Genomic DNA, 16709 nt, shown 5'->3' with positions numbered 1-16709 from the left:
ATGTCGTATAGTGGCTAATACCTCAGCCTTCCAAGCTGAAGACGCGGGTTCGATTCCCGTCATTCCCTCCAATCCTTTAAGGCAGTTCCCCCGAGCGCAGGCGAGTGCAACGGCGGGGGAGCTGCCGTTTTGTATTTCCTGGTAGCCAGCCAGTAAAGTAGCGGGCGCAACGTCCCTTCGGGGCATGCAAAGATCGGGATATGGCGCAGTTTGGTAGCGCACTCGCTTTGGGAGCGAGGGGTCGCAGGTTCAAATCCTGTTATCCCGACATTTTTATCTTCACTCTTTTTCTTTGTGACGCCACCCTGCGATTCGTCGCATTGAAAAGGTGAAATGGGGGTTCACAGTCTGGATCGGCGGGGGATTCGGCGATCCGTTTCGTGGCCAGGGAGCCCGAAAAAGACACCCCAGCGTGATGCGTCTGGCGATGGTTCTATAAAATTGAGCACCGACCGTAAAAGCGCTGCGAGATGAACGAGAGACCGCGGTGCCAAAGAAGCTATTAATACACAGGAGTGTGCATTCGTGAAGAGCTCTGTAGAAAAGCTGAGCGCCACCCGCACCAAGCTGACGATTGAGGTTCCATTCGAGGAGCTTAAGCCAGAGTTCGACAAGGCCTACGCAACCCTCGCGCAGCAGGTAAACATGCCGGGCTTCCGCAAGGGCAAGGTTCCGGCGAAGATTCTGGAAGCTCGCCTGGGCCGTGGCGTTGTCCTGGATCAGGTCATTAACGAGATGCTGCCTTCTCGTTACAGCCAGGCTGTCGAGGAGAACGACGTGAAGGCCCTGGGCCAGCCGGAGATCGAGATCGCCGAGCTGGAGGACGGCAAGCACATCACCTTCACCGCCGAGGTTGACGTCCGCCCGGAGATCGAGGTTCCGGACTTCTCCGCCATCTCCGTTGAGGTCGCACCGCTGAAGGCCGACGATGAGGCCATCGACGCGGAGCTGAAGAACCTGCAGGCTCGCTTCGGCACCCTGAAGCCGGCTGACCGCGCAGTGAAGAAGGGCGACTTCGTCTCCATCGACCTGTCCGCCACCATCGACGGCGAGACCGTCGACGAGGCCACCACCGAGGGCCTGTCCCACGAGGTCGGCAACGATTCCCTGATCGAAGGCTTGGATGACGCTCTGATCGGCATGAAGGAAGGCGAGGAGTCCACCTTCACCTCCAAGCTGGTTGCCGGCGAGCACGCCGACGAGGAGGCTGAGGTTACCGTCAAGCTCGGTTCCGTCAAGGAGCGCGAGCTGCCGGAGCTGGACGACGACTTCGCGCAGCTGGCTAGCGAGTTCGACACCCTGGACGAGCTGAAGGAGTCCCTAAAGGGGCAGGTCGAGCAGCAGCTGAAGAACACCCAGGCTGGCGAGATCCGCGACAAGGTTCTGGCCGAGGCTCTGGAGCAGACCGAATTCGAGCTGCCGGAGGGCGTTGTAAAGGAGCAGGTCGACGCTCAGATCCAGCAAATCATCCAGCAGTTCGGTGGCGACGAGAAGGTCTTCGAGTCCATGCTGGCTGCCCAGGACATGACTCGCGAGAAGTTCGAAGAGGATGCACGCAGCTCCGCTGAGGATTCCGTGCGCACCCAGCTGTTCCTGGACGCAGTTGCGGACAAGGAGCAGCCGGAGGTTTCCCAGGAAGAGCTGATGGATCACATCGCCTTCACTGCAAACCAGTACGGCATGGACCCGAACCAGTTCATCATGCAGCTGCAGCAGGCCGGCCAGCTGGGCAGCCTGTTCGCTGACGTCCGTCGTGGCAAGGCACTGGCACTGAACATCGCCCGTACCTCCGTGAAGGACACCGACGGTGCAGACGTTGACCCGAAGGAGTACTTCGGCGACGTTGAGGCTGAGGACAAGGCTGACAAGGCTGAGGCCGACAAGGCTGACAAGGCTGAGGAGAAGCCGAAGAAGGCTCCTGCCAAGAAGTCGACTGCCAAGAAGAGCACGGCCAAGAAGTCGACCGCTAAGAAGATCACGGCCAAGAAGTCCACCGCCAAGAAGAGCACGGCTAAGAAGTCCACCGCCAAGAAGTCGACTGCCAAGAAGAGCACGGCTAAGAAGAGCACGGCCAAGAAGTCGACTGCTAAGAAGGCTGCGAAGTCTACGGCTAAGAAGTCCACTGCCAAGAAGACCGCCAAGAAGGCAGCGGAGAAGAAGGAAGACTAAGAGTTTTTCCTGACCGCCGGGACCTCCACTCGAGGTTCTGGCGGTTTTCTTTTGTCCCACCTGCCTCGTACCCACTCCGGTGCGCAGCCACACCGTGCGCTGACAGCGAACACCCCCACCGGAAGGCACGCTTTGCCGACGGGTGTGACTAGGCTGGGGCGCATACAAAAGTGAATTTTCGTAAGACTTTCGGCAAGGAGCGAAGTTGAGTTCGGAAACCCCAAACCATAGAGACTCAGTCTACGAGCGCCTGCTGCGCGAGCGAATCATCTTCCTGGGCAGCCAGGTGGATGACGAGATCGCCAACGAGCTGTGCGCCCAGATTCTGCTGCTGTCCGCAGAGGATCCGACGCGCGACATCAGCCTGTACATCAACTCTCCCGGTGGCTCCGTCACCGCGGGTATGGCTATCTACGACACGATGAAGTACGCGCCGTGCGATATCGCTACCTACGGAATGGGTCTGGCGGCGTCCATGGGCCAGTTCCTGCTTTCTGCAGGCACGAAGGGCAAGCGCTACGCCCTGCCGCACGCCCGCATCATGATGCACCAGCCTTCCGCAGGCGTGGGCGGCACCGCCGCCGACATCGCCATCCAGGCGGAGCAGTTCGCCTACACCAAGCGGGAGATGGCGGAACTGATCGCTGAGTTCACCGGCCAGACCGTTGAGCAGATCACCAAGGATTCCGACCGCGACCGTTGGTTCACCGCCCAGCAGGCCAAGGAATACGGTTTCGTCGACCACGTCATCACCTCTGCGAAGGAGAGCTAAGACATGTCAGAGATGCAGATGCCAGAAATGCGATACATTCTGCCGTCGTTTGTGGAGCACTCCAGCTACGGCGCGAAGGAATCCAACCCGTACAACAAGCTGTTTGAGGAGCGCATCATCTTCCTGGGTACCCAGGTGGACGACGCTTCCGCCAACGACATCATGGCGCAGCTGCTGGTGCTGGAGGGGCTGGACCCGGACCGGGACATCACGATGTACATCAACTCTCCCGGCGGTTCCTTCACTAGCCTGATGGCGATCTACGACACGATGCAGTACGTCCGCCCGGACGTACAGACCGTGTGCCTCGGCCAGGCCGCCAGCGCGGCTGCTGTGCTGCTGGCCGCCGGTACCCCGGGCAAGCGCGCTGCCCTGCCGAACGCCCGCGTGCTGATCCACCAGCCCGCCACCGGCGGTGTGCAGGGCCAGGTTTCCGACCTGGAGATCCAGGCCAAGGAGATCGAGCGCATGCGCAAGCTGATGGAGGAGACTCTGGCACGCCACACCGGCAAGTCCGCCGAGCAGGTGCGCATCGACACCGACCGTGACAAGATCCTGACGGCCGAGGAGGCCAAGGAGTACGGCATTGTCGACCAGGTCTTCGACTACCGCAAGCTGTCGGCGCAGCAGTAGCGCCCGGCAAACCCTAGCGACCCGCGGGGCTTTCAGCTTCCGCGGGGTTTTTGGTGTGGCGCAGTAGAATTGAAGGCCTATGAGGGTGCTAATCTAGCTGTCCCGCAAGTTACCCGATCCAAGAAAGCCTGATGTCCCGCATGCCTGAAAGCGCAGAGCTCCTGAAGTGCTCCTTCTGTGGAAAGAGCCAGAAGCAGGTCCGCAAGCTTATTGCCGGCCCTGGTGTTTACATTTGCGACGAATGCATCGAGCTTTGTAACGAGATCATCGAAGAGGAGCTGCTGGCGGTCGACCCCACGGAGAGCTCGGCAAAGCTGCCGAAGCCCGCGGCCATTGCCGAGTTCCTGGATAGCTACGTGATCGGCCAGGACGAGGCCAAGCGCACCCTGGCCGTCGCCGTGTACAACCACTACAAGCGCATCCAGGTCGAGGAGTCGAACGCTGCCGCCCGCCGCTCCGACGACGAGGTGGAGCTGGCGAAGTCCAACATTCTAATGCTGGGGCCGACCGGTTCGGGCAAGACCTATCTGGCGCAGTCGCTCGCCCGGATGCTCGATGTGCCTTTCGCCATTGCTGACGCCACCAGTTTGACCGAAGCCGGCTACGTCGGTGAAGACGTAGAGAACATCCTGCTGAAGCTTCTCCAGGCCGCAGACTTCGACGTGGCGAAGGCACAGCGCGGCATCATCTACGTCGACGAGGTGGACAAGATTTCCCGCAAGTCGGAGAACCCGTCCATCACCCGCGACGTCTCCGGCGAGGGCGTGCAGCAGGCTCTACTGAAGATCCTGGAAGGCACCGTTGCCGCCGTTCCGCCGCAGGGCGGCCGCAAGCACCCGAACCAGGAGTTCATCCAGTTCGACACGAAGAACGTTCTGTTTATCGTGGCGGGTGCGTTCTCCGGGTTGGAGAAGGTCATTTCCGAGCGTCGCGGCAAGAAGGGTCTGGGCTTCGGTGCGGAGATCAGCGCGAAGTCCGAGGAAGATCCGAACCCGTTCCAATTTGTGGAACCGGAGGACCTGGTGAAGTTCGGCCTGATCCCCGAGCTGATCGGCCGCCTGCCGGTGCTGACCCACGTTGGCCACCTGGACGAGGACGCCCTTGTGCGCGTACTCACCGAGCCGAAGAACTCCCTGGTGCGCCAGTACCAGCGCCTGTTCGACATGGACGGCGTGCGCCTGACCTTCGAGGACGAGGCGCTGCGGGAGATCGCCCAAAAGGCGCTGGCGCGCGAGACCGGCGCTCGCGGCCTGCGGTCCATCATGGAAACCCTACTGCTGCCGACCATGTTCGCCATTCCGGAAGATGAGGAAACCGGCGAGGTCATCATCACCGGCGCATGTGCCCGCGGGGAGGCGGAACCGACCCTGCTGACCCACGAAGAGGTCGCCAAGCGGGATAAGAAGAGCGCCTAGTCGTGATATAGGTCCGATGGCGCCGAGGGGGCGTCATCAACCTCTTCATCCTCGTGCCGCGCATGGTGGTAGAGCGACGCGGCGACCGAGGTACCAATCACCGAAGAATGCGAAGCGTGGGTGTACGACGCGCCCTGGTTGGTGGGCATCGTGGTGGTGAGGAAAGCGATGACCGCATCGCACGTCAGGCTGCGCAGGCCCTCCTCGTTTTCGGGGGCGCTGGAATCCATGCCATACAGAGCGTGGAAAGTCGGCCCCTGGGTGACGGCAAAGGAACACAGTGCGGTGATCAGCGCGTAGGCATCCTCCGCGGACACACCGCTGCGGAAGGCACCAATATCGTGGCCGCGCATCAGCACGCGATCCAGGTGCAACACCACCGGGGAATCTTCCAGTACGCCCACGCGGTGGACAAGCTCCGGATCGCCCAGCAGGTTCTCCGCAACAATCAAGCGCACAGCGTCCGGGTGGGTGGCAAAGCGCGTGTAGGTGGCGGCGACGAGCTTGCGCATCTCGCGGACAGGGGAGCTATCCATCTCCGGGTTGTCATACCCATTTAGCGGCACGGGCCAGATGGAGGAGTGGGCGTAACGCAGCGCCTCCTCGTACAGGCGAGCCGGGGAATCCAGTAGCTCGCAGTTCTGCGGCAGGCGTGCGGCCTGGGTGATCGCGGCCAGGTGCTCAGGAGTGAATGCGGCACCGACCCGGATGGCGATGGTCACGGCGGTGTTCATGGCCTGGATGTACTGCTGTTCGCCGAGGCCATACCAGGCCGCAGAGGCGGGAAGGTGGGGCTTATTCTGCACCAATTCAGTTTATCTATGAAGAGGCTGAGCCTGCAGCGATGTGCAGTTAATCCAGGCTCGTGCGGGGGTGGTTTGACGTGCGAGTGCAGTGAGAGTGCAGGGTGTCGGGCAGGTTATTACAGTAGGGAGAGGATTTAAGAAAACTCTCACCAACGCATTGCTTAAGGAGCCCCGCGTGACCACCAACAACCAGAATGCCGTTACCGTCACCGTCACGGGTGCCGGCGGCCAGATCGGCTACTCCCTGCTGTTCCGCATCGCCAAGGGGGAGGTCTTCGGCGACCGCGTAGTGAACCTGCGCCTGCTGGAGACCGAGCAGGGCCTGCAGGCCGCACGCGGCGTGGCCCTGGAACTGGCCGACTGCGCCTTCCCGCTGCTGGGGGAGGTTACCATCACCACCGAACTCGACGAGGGCTTCAAGGATGCCAACGCAGTCTTCCTGGTGGGCGCCAAGCCCCGCCAGAAGGGCGAGGAGCGCGCCGACCTGCTGGCCGCCAACGGCAAGATCTTCGGCCCGCAGGGCAAGGCGATCGCCGAGCACGCCGCCGATGATGTCCGCGTGATTGTCGTCGGCAACCCGGCCAACACCAACGCGGCGATCGTTGCGGCCCACGCAGAGGGCCTCGACCCGCGCCGCGTTACCGCCCTGACCCGCCTGGATCACAACCGTGGCCTGGCGCAGGTGGCGGACAAGCTGGGCGTGGCCGTGCGCGACTTGAAGAACATGACCGTCTGGGGCAACCACTCCGCCTCCCAGTTCCCGGACGTTACGGAGCTGACGCTGAACGGTGAGAAGGTCGCTGACAAGCTGGATGCGGCGTGGGTAAACGACGAGTTCATTCCGCGCGTAGCCAAGCGCGGTGCGGAGATCATCGAGGTCCGCGGGCGCTCCTCGGCAGCCTCCGCAGCCAGCGGCGCGCTGGATCACATGCGCGACTGGGTGCACGGCACCGCTGAAGGCGACTGGGTTTCCGTCGCACTGCCTTCCGACGGCTCCTACGGAATCCCGGAGGGCCTGGTGTTCTCCTTCCCCTGCCGCTCCGTCAACGGCGAGTGGGAGATCGTGCAGGGGCTGGACATCAGCCCGGCGCAGCAGGAGCGCATCGACGCAAACATCAAGGAGCTGCAGGAGGAAAAGGCCGCGGTTGTGGAAGCTGGCCTGCTGTAATTTCGGATAGTTTTTCTGTAGTTTCCTAAAGAAAAACTTTTTTCTGCATATCGCCACCCGGCCGCCTGGTCGGGTGGTTTTATGTTAGGCATGACAAATCCCACTGAATCTACCGAATCCACGGACACCACAGCCCCGATCCACTCCCAACCGCTCCAGCACTCGCTTTTTAGCCAGCTCACCGCCCGCGCCGGGTGGCTGCTGCCCGCGATCCCCGAGCCGGTTCTGCGGATCTTCGGCTCCCGTACCAACTCCGACGGTGATCGTCTGGATTCCGACGTACGCGCCTCTAGCCTGGTCACCGACCTGATGCACCCGGCGGACTATTCCCAGCAGTCCGTCGAGGCCACCCGCGCGGTTGTGGAGGACGCCGCGTACATGGCCGGCGGGCACGTCACCCAGGTCGGTTCCGTAGTGGAGGAGCGGATCCGGGGCGTGCGCGTGCGCCACTACCGTCCCACCGGTGCGGTTTCGCCGGACGAGGACCTGCCCACCCTGGTGTACTTCCACGGCGGCGGCTGGGTGGTCGGCTCCCTCGATTCGCACGATTCCACCTGCCGCTGGCTGTGTGAAGCTGCCCGCGTGGCCGTGCTCTCCGTGGACTACCGCCTGGCTCCGGAGCATCCTTTCCCCGCCGCGCCGGACGACTGCTGTGCTGTTGTTGATGCGGCCATGGCGGGCGAGGTTAAGGGCGTCAATAAGAATAGGGTGGCCGTTGGCGGCGATTCCGCGGGAGGCAACCTGGCTGCCGTGGTGTGCCTGCGCCGTAAGCGCGAAGGCCAGGAACAGCCGCGTGCACAGCTGCTGTTTGTGCCGGTCACGGACCTTTCCAGACTGGATACGCCCAGCCACAAGGAGTTCTCCAAGGGGTACTTCCTCACTCAGGCGCAGATGCAGTGGTATCGCGACCAGTACCTCACCGACGACGTGCAGCGGCTGGACCCGGACGTTTCACCCCTGCTCTCCGAGGACGTCAGCGGGGTGGCTCCGGCCTATGTCGCCGTCGCTGGGTTCGATCCGCTGCGCGACGAGGGCACGGCCTATGCCGAGAAGCTGCGGGAGGCAGGTGTGCCCGTTTCTTTCCGACGCCACCCCGGCCTGATCCACCCCTTCGTGAATTCTTCGGGCGTGTGGCGTAACTCCGGGCGGGCGTTGGACGAGGCTGCGGGTGTGTTGCGGGCGATGCTCGAGATGTAAACGCGCAGTGGGTGAGCGGGTGGTAGGCGGGGTGTATGCCCTGTCCGGGCCGTCTACTAGACTTGGCAGACGTGAGTGACTCCAGTTCTAAGGCAAATGGCTCTAACCCGATTGGTGCCGACCGCTCGGCACAGCTACCCGCGGCATGGGACCCCGCCGCAGTAGAGGAAAACCTCTACCAGGGGTGGGTGGATTCCGGCTATTTTAAGGCCGATCCTTCCAGCGACAAGCCGCCCTTCAGCATTGTGCTTCCGCCGCCGAACGTGACCGGCCAGCTGCACATGGGCCACGCGCTGGACCACACGCTGATGGATGCGATGGCCCGCCGCAAGCGCATGCAGGGCTTCGAGGTTCTGTGGCTGCCCGGCTCCGACCACGCGGGCATCGCCACGCAGACGAAGGTCGAGGCCAGCCTGAAGGAAACTGAGGGCAAGGACCGCTTCGACTACGGTCGCGAGGATTTCGTGGAGAAGGTCTGGGAGTGGAAGGACCAGTACGGTGGCGTGATCCAGCGCCAGATGCGCGCCATCGGTGATTCCGTGGATTGGTCGCGCGAGCGCTTTACCCTGGACGATGGACTGTCCCGCGCCGTGCAGACGATGTTCAAGGAGCTTTTTGACGCAGGCCTGATCTACCGCGCGAATCGCATGGTGAACTGGTCGCCGGTGCTGCAGACTGCGATCTCCGACATCGAGGTTGTGTACTCCGATGACGAGGGCGAGCTAGTGAGCATCCGCTATGGCTCGCTGGACGATTCCGAGCCGCACGTGGTCGTGGCGACCACTCGTGTGGAGACGATGCTGGGCGATGTGGCCGTTGCCGTGCACCCGGAGGACGAGCGCTACGCGGACCTGGTGGGCAAGACCCTGCCGCACCCGTTCCTGCCGGACCGGCAGATGATCGTGGTGGCCGACGACTACGTGGACCCGGAGTTCGGCACCGGTGCGGTGAAGATCACCCCGGCGCACGACCCGAACGACTTTGCGATGGGCCAGCGCCACGATTTGCCGATGCCGGTGATCATGGACGAGACCGGCCACATTGCGAACACCGGCACTGAGTTCGACGGCATGGAGCGCTACGAGGCGCGCGAGAAAATCCGCCTGGCGCTGGAGGAGCAGGGGCGCATCGTTGCCCGCAAGTTCCCCTACGTGCACAGCGTGGGCCACTCCGAGCGCTCCAAGGAGGCCGTGGAGCCGCGCCTGTCCGAGCAGTGGTTCGTCAAGGTGGAAGAGCTGGCGAAGATGTCCGGCGACGCCATCCGCTCCGGCGACTCGGTGATCCACCCGTCCTCCCAGGAGCCGCGCTGGTTCGACTGGGTGGACGACATGCACGACTGGTGCATTTCCCGCCAGCTGTGGTGGGGCCACCGCATTCCGATTTGGTACGGCCCGAACGGCGAGATCGTGTGCTGCGGCCCGGACGACGAAGCCCCGACGGGCGAGGGCTGGCGCCAGGACGAGGACGTGCTGGATACCTGGTTCAGCTCCGCCCTATGGCCGTTCTCCACGATGGGCTGGCCGGAGAAGACCCCGGAACTGGAGAAGTTCTACCCAACCAGCGTGCTGGTGACGGGCTACGACATTTTGTTCTTCTGGGTCGCCCGCATGATGATGTTCGCCACCTTCGCCTCCAAGCACACCCCAGAGGTGCTGGGCACCGGCAAGGATGGCCGCCCGCAAATTCCGTTCAAGGACATCTTCCTGCACGGCCTGGTGCGCGACGAGCACGGCCGCAAGATGTCGAAGTCCCTGGGCAACGGCATCGACCCGATGGACTGGGTGCGCGACTACGGCGCGGATGCGCTGCGCTTCACCCTGGCGCGCGGCGCTAACCCGGGCTCCGACCTGCCGGTGGGTGAGGATGCCGCACAGTCCTCCCGTAACTTCGCCACCAAGCTGTACAACGCCACCAAGTTCGCCCTGATGAACGGCGCACGCGTGGGCGAGCTTCCTGCCCGCGAGACCCTGACGGATGCCGACCGCTGGATCCTGGACCGCCTGGAAGAGGTTCGCCAGCTGGTGGACGACGCGCTGGACCGCTACGAGTTCTCCCTGGCGAACGAGAACCTGTACCGCTTCGCCTGGGGCGAGTTCTGCGACTGGTACTTGGAGATCGCCAAGGTGCAGATCCCGCGCGATTGGGACAGTGCCACGGAAGAACAGGTCCAGCGGGGCATCAACACCCAGATCGTGCTGGGGCGCGTGCTGGATGCGGTGCTGCGCCTGCTGCACCCCGCCATGCCCTTCGTGACCGAGACGCTGTGGAAGGCGCTGACCGACGGGGAAGAGGGCTACTCCGACTCCCTGGTCACCGCCGACTGGCCGACTGCAGACCTCACCAACGGTGGGGCGCAGACTGATGCCGATGCGGTACGCCGCATGGCGGACGTGGACAAGCTAGTCACCGAGCTGCGCCGTTTCCGCAGCGACCAGGGTGTGAAGCCCTCCCAGAAGGTGCCCGCCGCCCTGGACTTCGCCGCCGCTGACCTGGCTGACCTCGAGGAGGCCGTGCGCTCCTTGGTGCGCCTGGAAACCCCGGAGGAAAGCTTCGCGGAGACCGCATCCATCGAGGTGCGCCTGTCCCAGGCCACCATCGCCGTGCAGCTGGATACCTCCGGCACCGTCGACGTTGCCGCGGAGCGCAAGCGCCTGGAGAAGGATCTCGCGGCAGCTCAGAAGGAGCTAGACAACGCGGCGAAGAAGCTGGGCAACGAAAACTTCCTGTCCAAGGCTCCGGAGAAGGTCGTCGAAGGAATCCGCGAACGCCAGCGCGTCGCACAGGAGGAATTCGAGCGCATCACTGCCCGCCTGGAAGGCCTGCCAAAGGCATGAGCGATAGCTACCCGGAAGAGGTCACGCTCGACGATGCAGGCCTAGCCCTGCCTATCGACGGTGTGGGTGCGGATGAGGCCGAGGTGGCGTCAGTACAAGAACGTCCCATTACGCCCGAAGACCTGGCCGCGCTGGCGGAGGTCGACGCGGAGCTGAACCAGCGCTGGCCGGAGACGAAAATCGACCCGACGCTCGAGCGCGTCGAGATGCTGATGGACCTGCTCGGCCACCCAGAGCGTGCGTTCCCGGTGATCCACGTGGCGGGAACCAACGGCAAGACCTCCGTGGTGCGGATGATCGAATCGCTGATGCGTGCGTTCCACCGTCGCACCGGGCGGACAACCAGCCCGCACCTGCAGATCGTCACCGAACGCATCGCCATCGACGGCAAGCCGCTACACCCACGCGACTACGTGGATACGTGGCGCGACATCCAGCCGATGGTGGAAATGGTGGACGCGAAGAGCCAGGCCGAAGGCGGCCCGCAGATGAGCAAGTTCGAGGTGCTGGTGGCCATGGCCTACGCGGCCTTCGCCGATGCGCCAGTGGACGTTGCTGTTGTGGAGACCGGAATGGGCGGGCGCTGGGACGCGACAAACGTGGTGAACTCCGACGTAGCCGTGATCACCCCGATCGGGCTGGACCACACGGACTACCTGGGCGACACGCTAGAGGACATCGCGGGCGAGAAGGCGGGCATCATCAAGGCCCGCTGGGATGCCGACGATCTGCTCACCCCGCCAGATAACGTGACCGTTGTCGCCGAGCAGGAGCCAGCGGCCATGCGAGTACTGCTGGAGGAGGCCGTGGCGAAGGATTCCGCCGTCGCCCGCGCCGGGAGCGAGTTCGGTGTGCTCTCCAGCCAGATCGCCGTCGGTGGGCAGACCGTGACCATTCGCGGCCTGGCCGGCGAGTACTCGGACATCTTCCTGCCGCTTTCCGGGGAGCACCAGGCGCGCAACGCCGCCGTGGCCCTGGCTGCCGTGGAGGCGTTCTTCGGGGCCGGTGCCGAGCGGCAGCTGGACGTGGACACGGTGCGGGAGGGCTTCGCCTCCGTCGCCTCGCCCGGCCGCCTGGAGCGCGTGCGCTCTACCCCGAGCGTGTTTATCGACGCCTCGCACAACCCCCACGGGGCGAAAGCCCTGGCCGCGGCCATCGATCGCGACTTCGAGTTCCGCCGACTGGTCGGCGTAGTCGGCGTGCTGGGGGACAAGGATGCCCGCGGCATCCTGGCCGCCCTGGAACCGGTGATGGACGAGGTCGTGGTGACGGAGGTGAACTCCCCGCGTGCCCTGCCGGTCGACGTGCTGGCCGAGTACGCGCGGGATGCCTTCGGCGAGGAGCGCGTGCACGTGGCCGGGAACCTGCCAGGTGCCGTGGAGATCGCCACCCAACTAGCCGAGGACGACGAGGACGGCGTGCTCTCCGGCGCTGGCGTGCTGATCACCGGCTCGGTGGTGACGGCCGGGGAGGCTCGCACGCTATTCGGCAAGGAACCGGCGTAGGCGCTGGCAGAATTTTTTAAACGGAAGATCTACCAAGGAGCTGCAGAATCGTGGCACAGAACCCGCACAACCGCATTAGGGCAGGGGAGGGCAGTGGGCACAGTGGGCACAGTGGGCACAGCGAGTACGGCCCGCTAGGCCCCGGCCACGTCCCGGCCAACGATCCGATGAAGGGGCTGCGCGGCGTGATGGCCGGAACGCACATCATGGAAGCCATCGTGATCCTACTGGTGCTGACCGTCATTACCCGCGTGGACGCAGGCTCCGGCGCCACAACCTTCAACATGACCTATGTGATCGGCCTGGGGGTTGCGATGGTCGTCGCTGCCTTCCTGCAGAAGGCCAAGTGGGCCGACTGGTTGAATATTGCCCTGCAGGTGCTGGCGATCGCGGGCTTTATCGTGCACCCGGCGATGGGTGCGATGGGTGTCATCTTTGCTCTGTGCTGGTGGTACATCTACCACCTGCGATCCAACCTGATGCGCCGCATGGAGCGCGGCCTGCTGCCCTCGCAGCACCTCGATGAGGAAGGTAACGTGCGGCGCCCGGCTACCCCCGCTGACTAGTCTTCACGACGCCACATTCGCACCGCTTTTAACACCAGTAACACTTACCTGGGAATACCCTTAAATAGGGGTAAGTCTCCTGCTACCCCCGAATGTGGTTTATTATCCGGTGCATGACGTTAACGCGCCGTGCATTTTTCCGTTCTTCCACCGCTCTGGGGGCCGTCGTTGGTGGCTCCCTCCTCTTCGCCAACCGCAACAACATGGGGGTCTTCTCCTCCGCCAACGACGCACTCCCCGGTGTAGATCCCGCCGGAGCTGCCGGCGCACCGACCCCTGCCGAGCTAGAGGGATTCACCGGGACGGGAATCGGCGTCAACCAAAAGGGCGAGCTACCCGGGGGCACCGGGTACCTCACGATCACCTTTGCGCCCGCAGCGACCGAGGCGACACAGGCGACCCTGCGCTTCGAGTTCCCAGACGGCCGTACCGAGGATCACGTGGTGCAGCCCGAGGCACACGACCGCGAGGGCGATGATTCCGAACTGAAGTCCGAGCCCGTAGAGCTGCCCGAGGGTGCCACTGCCGTGTGGCTGCCCGGTGAGGTCAACGACCCGGCGACGCGCTTATTCCTCCACATTGTGGAGGCTCCGCAGGGGCAGGAAGAGCAGATCTTCGGCGCGGGCATTGCACCCTACGCTGCACCGATGGGGCTGCCCTCCAACCCGGCTGAACTGCAAAGCAGCCTGGAGACCGGAGCTGCGGGTCTGGCTGGCTCCCTGGCACTGGCGGGCACCATCGCCGGAATCCTGCATTCAAGTGGCCTGGCCAACCCGGGTGCTCCGGCTCCGGGTGGCGGCGCCGGCATCGGCGGTGCGAACGTGATCAACGGCCTGCGCGTGGTTTCCCGCCGCGAGTGGGGTGCCAACGAGTCGCTGATGGGGTGGACTCCCCGCTTCACCCGCGCGCAGCTCATCACCGTGCACCACACGGCGATGGCCACCCCTGTCAATGGCGACTACGCTGCGAACGTCCGCAGCATCTACGCCTTCCACGCCTCCCGGGCGAACGGTGGGCGCGGCTGGGGCGACATCGGCTACCACCTGCTGATCGCCCCGGATGGCACCGTGTTCCAGGGACGTACTACCGGCACGGATGGCCAGGCGGTCTTCCAATCCGGCAGCCTGGGTGCATCCCCTATGTCCGTCACCGCAGGTCACGTCTACAACGCGAACGACGGAAACATCGGTGTGTGCCTGCTGGGGAACTTCATGCAGCAGGCTCCCACTCCCGCCGCCATTAACTCCCTGGTGCGCGTTCTTGGCCACCTGTGCCGTGGGCTGGGCTTGGACCCGCGCGGCCACGTCCGCTACGTGAACAACGCGGCTCGGCTGAACCTGACCCGTCGCACGATCACCGGCCACCGTGACTGGGGCGACGTCTCCACTGCGACCGCGTGCCCGGGTGACCGTGCATACGCGCTGATGAATCAGGTGCGCAGCCGCGTGTAGCGCTGGGGTGTCGCGGCGCTGTGGTGCCGTGACGCCACGTGTAGAATCACTGACATGACTGAACGCACTCTGATTCTGATTAAGCCCGACGGCGTTAAGAACGGCCACGTGGGCGAAATTATCTCCCGCATCGAAAAGAAGGGTCTGAAGCTCGTGGAGCTGGACCTGCGTACCGCTGACCGCGAGACCGCGGAGAAGCACTACGCTGAGCACTCCGACAAGCCTTTCTTCGGCGAGCTGGTGGATTTCATCACCTCCGCTCCGCTGGTTGCGGGCATTGTTGAGGGCGAGTCCGCCATCGCCGCTTGGCGTCAGCTGGCCGGTGGCACCCACCCGGTGGAGAAGGCCACTCCGGGTACCATCCGCGGCGACTTCGCCCTGACCGTTGGCGAGAACGTTGTCCACGGCTCCGACTCCCCGGAGTCCGCTGAGCGCGAGATCGGCATCTGGTTCCCGAACCTGTAAGAAGGCTAGACAAGTAAACCGCGGGCGCAGCGCGTCCGCGGTTTTTGCGTATCTGGGGCTTATGTCCGGGGCTTAAGGGTTAGCCGCTGTGGCGTTCCTGGAAGTCTTGCGAGCCTTCCTCCGTCAGTGTGACCCAGTTCCGCGCTCCATCAGCCGAGCGCAGCTCTCGGATCTTCACGGCCTTGTCTTGCTTGACCAGTTTGTCCAGCGCCTCGTTCACGCTGTGAGCGGTCCAGCCGTAGTGCGACAGATCCTCCTTCAGGGTGTCGCTCAGAATCTGCAGGCCGCCCGGCACGCAGCGGCGGCAGTAGAGGAATGCCTGCAGCCATTCGGTGGGGGCCTCAATCTTCATATCCCGCCCCAGCTTCTTCGGATCGGTGTAGCGGGCGGGACGCCAGGCGTCAAAAGTAACGACCCAGTACATCAACCCGACAGTGACCAACGCGGCAATAGCGGCGAAGCCCCATCTGCTCTGGCCGCTAAACATGCTTGCGGTCTGCGATAGGCCGAAAACGAGTGCAATCACCAGCACTAGGCGGCCTTCCTCTTTCCAGCTAAAGGGTGTGCGGGCGGCTTCGGCGTCTGTCTTCATGGGGGAATAGTCGTTGCCTCTCACGCCGCTTCGCCGCAGGTAGCGCCACCACACGACGCAGGCGGCGACGGCGGTGGCGAGGATCCCCAGTGCCGGCAATGGCCCGGTGACCGGCGCACAGAGGATGAACATCATCAGCGCGAAAATCAGCGAAACCACGAACTGAGCGGCTTTGCTGGGGCGCATGCCGTTTTGGACATCGGTGAGCACTGTCTGGTCAAAGGCGACGGAGGGTTGGGAGGGGTTGGGCATAGCGTTCAGCGTAACAGCCGCGCACTTGCACACAGGGTTGTCGGATGGGTTGTCGGATGGACACGCGACGATATGAGACAATGGGGGACAGATCGGATGCCCACAACGACGATGCGGCATGGCGATCAGGAAAACTTTGAAGACTTTAAAAGGAGATTTCGTGGCGACTATCAGCCCGGAAATTGCAGCTCAGGCTGCGAAAATTGATCGAGAGAGTGTGGGGGAGAAGGTTCGCGTCCACACCGTTGCCAAGCAGTTGGGGATCCGCGCGACGGACTTCCTGGCCATTCTGGCGGACCACGGCATTGAGGGGAAGAAGACGGCCTCGTCGCTGACTCAGGCGCAGGTCTTTTCTGTTTTGGACGCCCTCAGTGCCAACTCTGAACCATCTCAGGAAGACGAGAAGCCTGCGGAGGCGGAAGCTTCCGAGGATTCTGCAGCTGAGGAGCCGAAGAAGGAAGCAAAGAAGCCTGCGAAGAAGACGGCAAAGAAGGCCACCAAGAAGACGGCAAAGAAGTCGGCGAAGAAGACTGCGAAGAAGACTGCGAAGCGCACTGTAAAGAAGTCGGCCAAGAAGGCAGAACCCGAGCAGAAGCCGGAGCAGGCTGAGGAGGCCGTGAAGTCCGAACCGGAGAAGGCTCAGGAAGAGAACTCCGTGCCGAAGCCGGTTCGCCGCCGCCGAGTCCGCCGAGTTGTACGCCGCGTGGGAAGTGCGCGCCGGGCGGAGGAGCGGGCGTCACAAGAAAAGGGCGACCCGAACACCAAGCCCGAAGAAACCCCCGCGAAGAACGTCGCGCCCGAGGATCTGCACCCGGCCGAGCGCTCTACCGAAGACCTGGTGGACGAGCCGGTGAAGATGAAGGGCTCCACCCGCCTCGAATCGC

At 63.6% G+C, this 16709-nt stretch carries 14 protein-coding genes and 1 tRNA gene; 13 read left to right on the top strand and 2 right to left on the bottom strand.

Annotated features, from left to right (window positions below; translation table 11 throughout):
* Positions 1 to 194 precede the first annotated feature (194 nt).
* From Q0331_RS07415 to clpX, 5 genes are all read left to right on the top strand, one after another.
* Positions 195 to 268 (top strand) — tRNA-Pro (locus Q0331_RS07415).
* A 257-nt stretch (positions 269 to 525) separates the two neighbouring features.
* Positions 526 to 2169, top strand: coding sequence for a trigger factor (gene tig / locus Q0331_RS07410; protein WP_298075760.1), 1644 nt, complete (start codon positions 526 to 528; stop codon positions 2167 to 2169).
* A gap of 205 nt (positions 2170 to 2374) precedes the next feature.
* Positions 2375 to 2941, top strand: coding sequence for an ATP-dependent Clp protease proteolytic subunit (locus tag Q0331_RS07405; protein WP_011273208.1), 567 nt, complete (start codon positions 2375 to 2377; stop codon positions 2939 to 2941).
* 3 nt (positions 2942 to 2944) lie between these two features.
* A complete protein-coding gene (locus tag Q0331_RS07400) occupies positions 2945 to 3574 on the top strand; it encodes an ATP-dependent Clp protease proteolytic subunit (RefSeq protein WP_298075759.1) in 630 nt (209 codons plus the stop codon).
* 140 nt (positions 3575 to 3714) lie between these two features.
* Positions 3715 to 4989, top strand: a complete 1275-nt coding sequence (clpX, locus tag Q0331_RS07395) for an ATP-dependent Clp protease ATP-binding subunit ClpX (protein WP_298075758.1) — start codon at positions 3715 to 3717, stop codon at positions 4987 to 4989.
* On the opposite strand, the gene Q0331_RS07390 is transcribed toward clpX, so the two are convergent.
* Entirely contained in the window at positions 4986 to 5795 is an 810-nt protein-coding gene (locus tag Q0331_RS07390; RefSeq protein WP_298075757.1) for a hypothetical protein, read from the bottom strand. The genes clpX and Q0331_RS07390 overlap by 4 nt on opposite strands.
* A gap of 175 nt (positions 5796 to 5970) precedes the next feature.
* Between Q0331_RS07390 and Q0331_RS07385 the strand changes: the two genes are divergently transcribed.
* From Q0331_RS07385 to ndk, 7 genes are all read left to right on the top strand, one after another.
* Positions 5971 to 6963 carry a malate dehydrogenase gene (locus tag Q0331_RS07385; protein ID WP_298075756.1) on the top strand — a complete coding sequence of 331 codons (993 nt, stop codon included), beginning with the start codon at positions 5971 to 5973 and terminating at the stop codon, positions 6961 to 6963.
* Between the two features lie 90 nt (positions 6964 to 7053).
* Positions 7054 to 8160, top strand: coding sequence for an alpha/beta hydrolase (locus tag Q0331_RS07380; protein ID WP_298075755.1), 1107 nt, complete (start codon positions 7054 to 7056; stop codon positions 8158 to 8160).
* A 35-nt stretch (positions 8161 to 8195) separates the two neighbouring features.
* Entirely contained in the window at positions 8196 to 10994 is a 2799-nt protein-coding gene (locus Q0331_RS07375) for a valine--tRNA ligase (RefSeq protein WP_298075754.1), read from the top strand.
* Positions 10991 to 12499 (top strand): folylpolyglutamate synthase/dihydrofolate synthase family protein, encoded by a 1509-nt coding sequence (locus tag Q0331_RS07370; RefSeq protein WP_298075753.1) that lies wholly within the window; start codon positions 10991 to 10993, stop codon positions 12497 to 12499. Before Q0331_RS07375 ends, Q0331_RS07370 begins: the two co-directional genes overlap by 4 nt.
* 74 nt (positions 12500 to 12573) lie before the next feature.
* Positions 12574 to 13065 carry a DUF4233 domain-containing protein gene (locus Q0331_RS07365; RefSeq protein WP_298075761.1) on the top strand — a complete coding sequence of 164 codons (492 nt, stop codon included), beginning with the start codon at positions 12574 to 12576 and terminating at the stop codon, positions 13063 to 13065.
* Between the two features lie 113 nt (positions 13066 to 13178).
* Positions 13179 to 14516 (top strand): peptidoglycan recognition family protein, encoded by a 1338-nt coding sequence (locus tag Q0331_RS07360; protein ID WP_298075752.1) that lies wholly within the window; start codon positions 13179 to 13181, stop codon positions 14514 to 14516.
* A 54-nt stretch (positions 14517 to 14570) separates the two neighbouring features.
* Positions 14571 to 14981, top strand: coding sequence for a nucleoside-diphosphate kinase (gene ndk, locus Q0331_RS07355; protein ID WP_005296491.1), 411 nt, complete (start codon positions 14571 to 14573; stop codon positions 14979 to 14981).
* Between the two features lie 79 nt (positions 14982 to 15060).
* Here the strand turns inward: ndk and Q0331_RS07350 are convergent, their stop codons facing one another.
* Positions 15061 to 15825, bottom strand: a complete 765-nt coding sequence (locus tag Q0331_RS07350) for a hypothetical protein (protein ID WP_298075751.1) — start codon at positions 15823 to 15825, stop codon at positions 15061 to 15063.
* Positions 15826 to 15985: 160 nt separating this feature from the next.
* On the opposite strand from Q0331_RS07350, the gene Q0331_RS07345 reads away from it, so the two are divergent.
* On the top strand, positions 15986 to 16709 hold a 724-nt coding region (locus Q0331_RS07345; protein ID WP_298075750.1), incomplete at its 3' end, for a translation initiation factor IF-2 N-terminal domain-containing protein.

Origin of the sequence: uncultured Corynebacterium sp. (assembly GCF_937999985.1) — a bacterium.
In the GTDB taxonomy this organism is placed as follows: domain Bacteria; phylum Actinomycetota; class Actinomycetes; order Mycobacteriales; family Mycobacteriaceae; genus Corynebacterium.
This window is presented reverse-complemented; position numbering and strand designations above follow the sequence as displayed.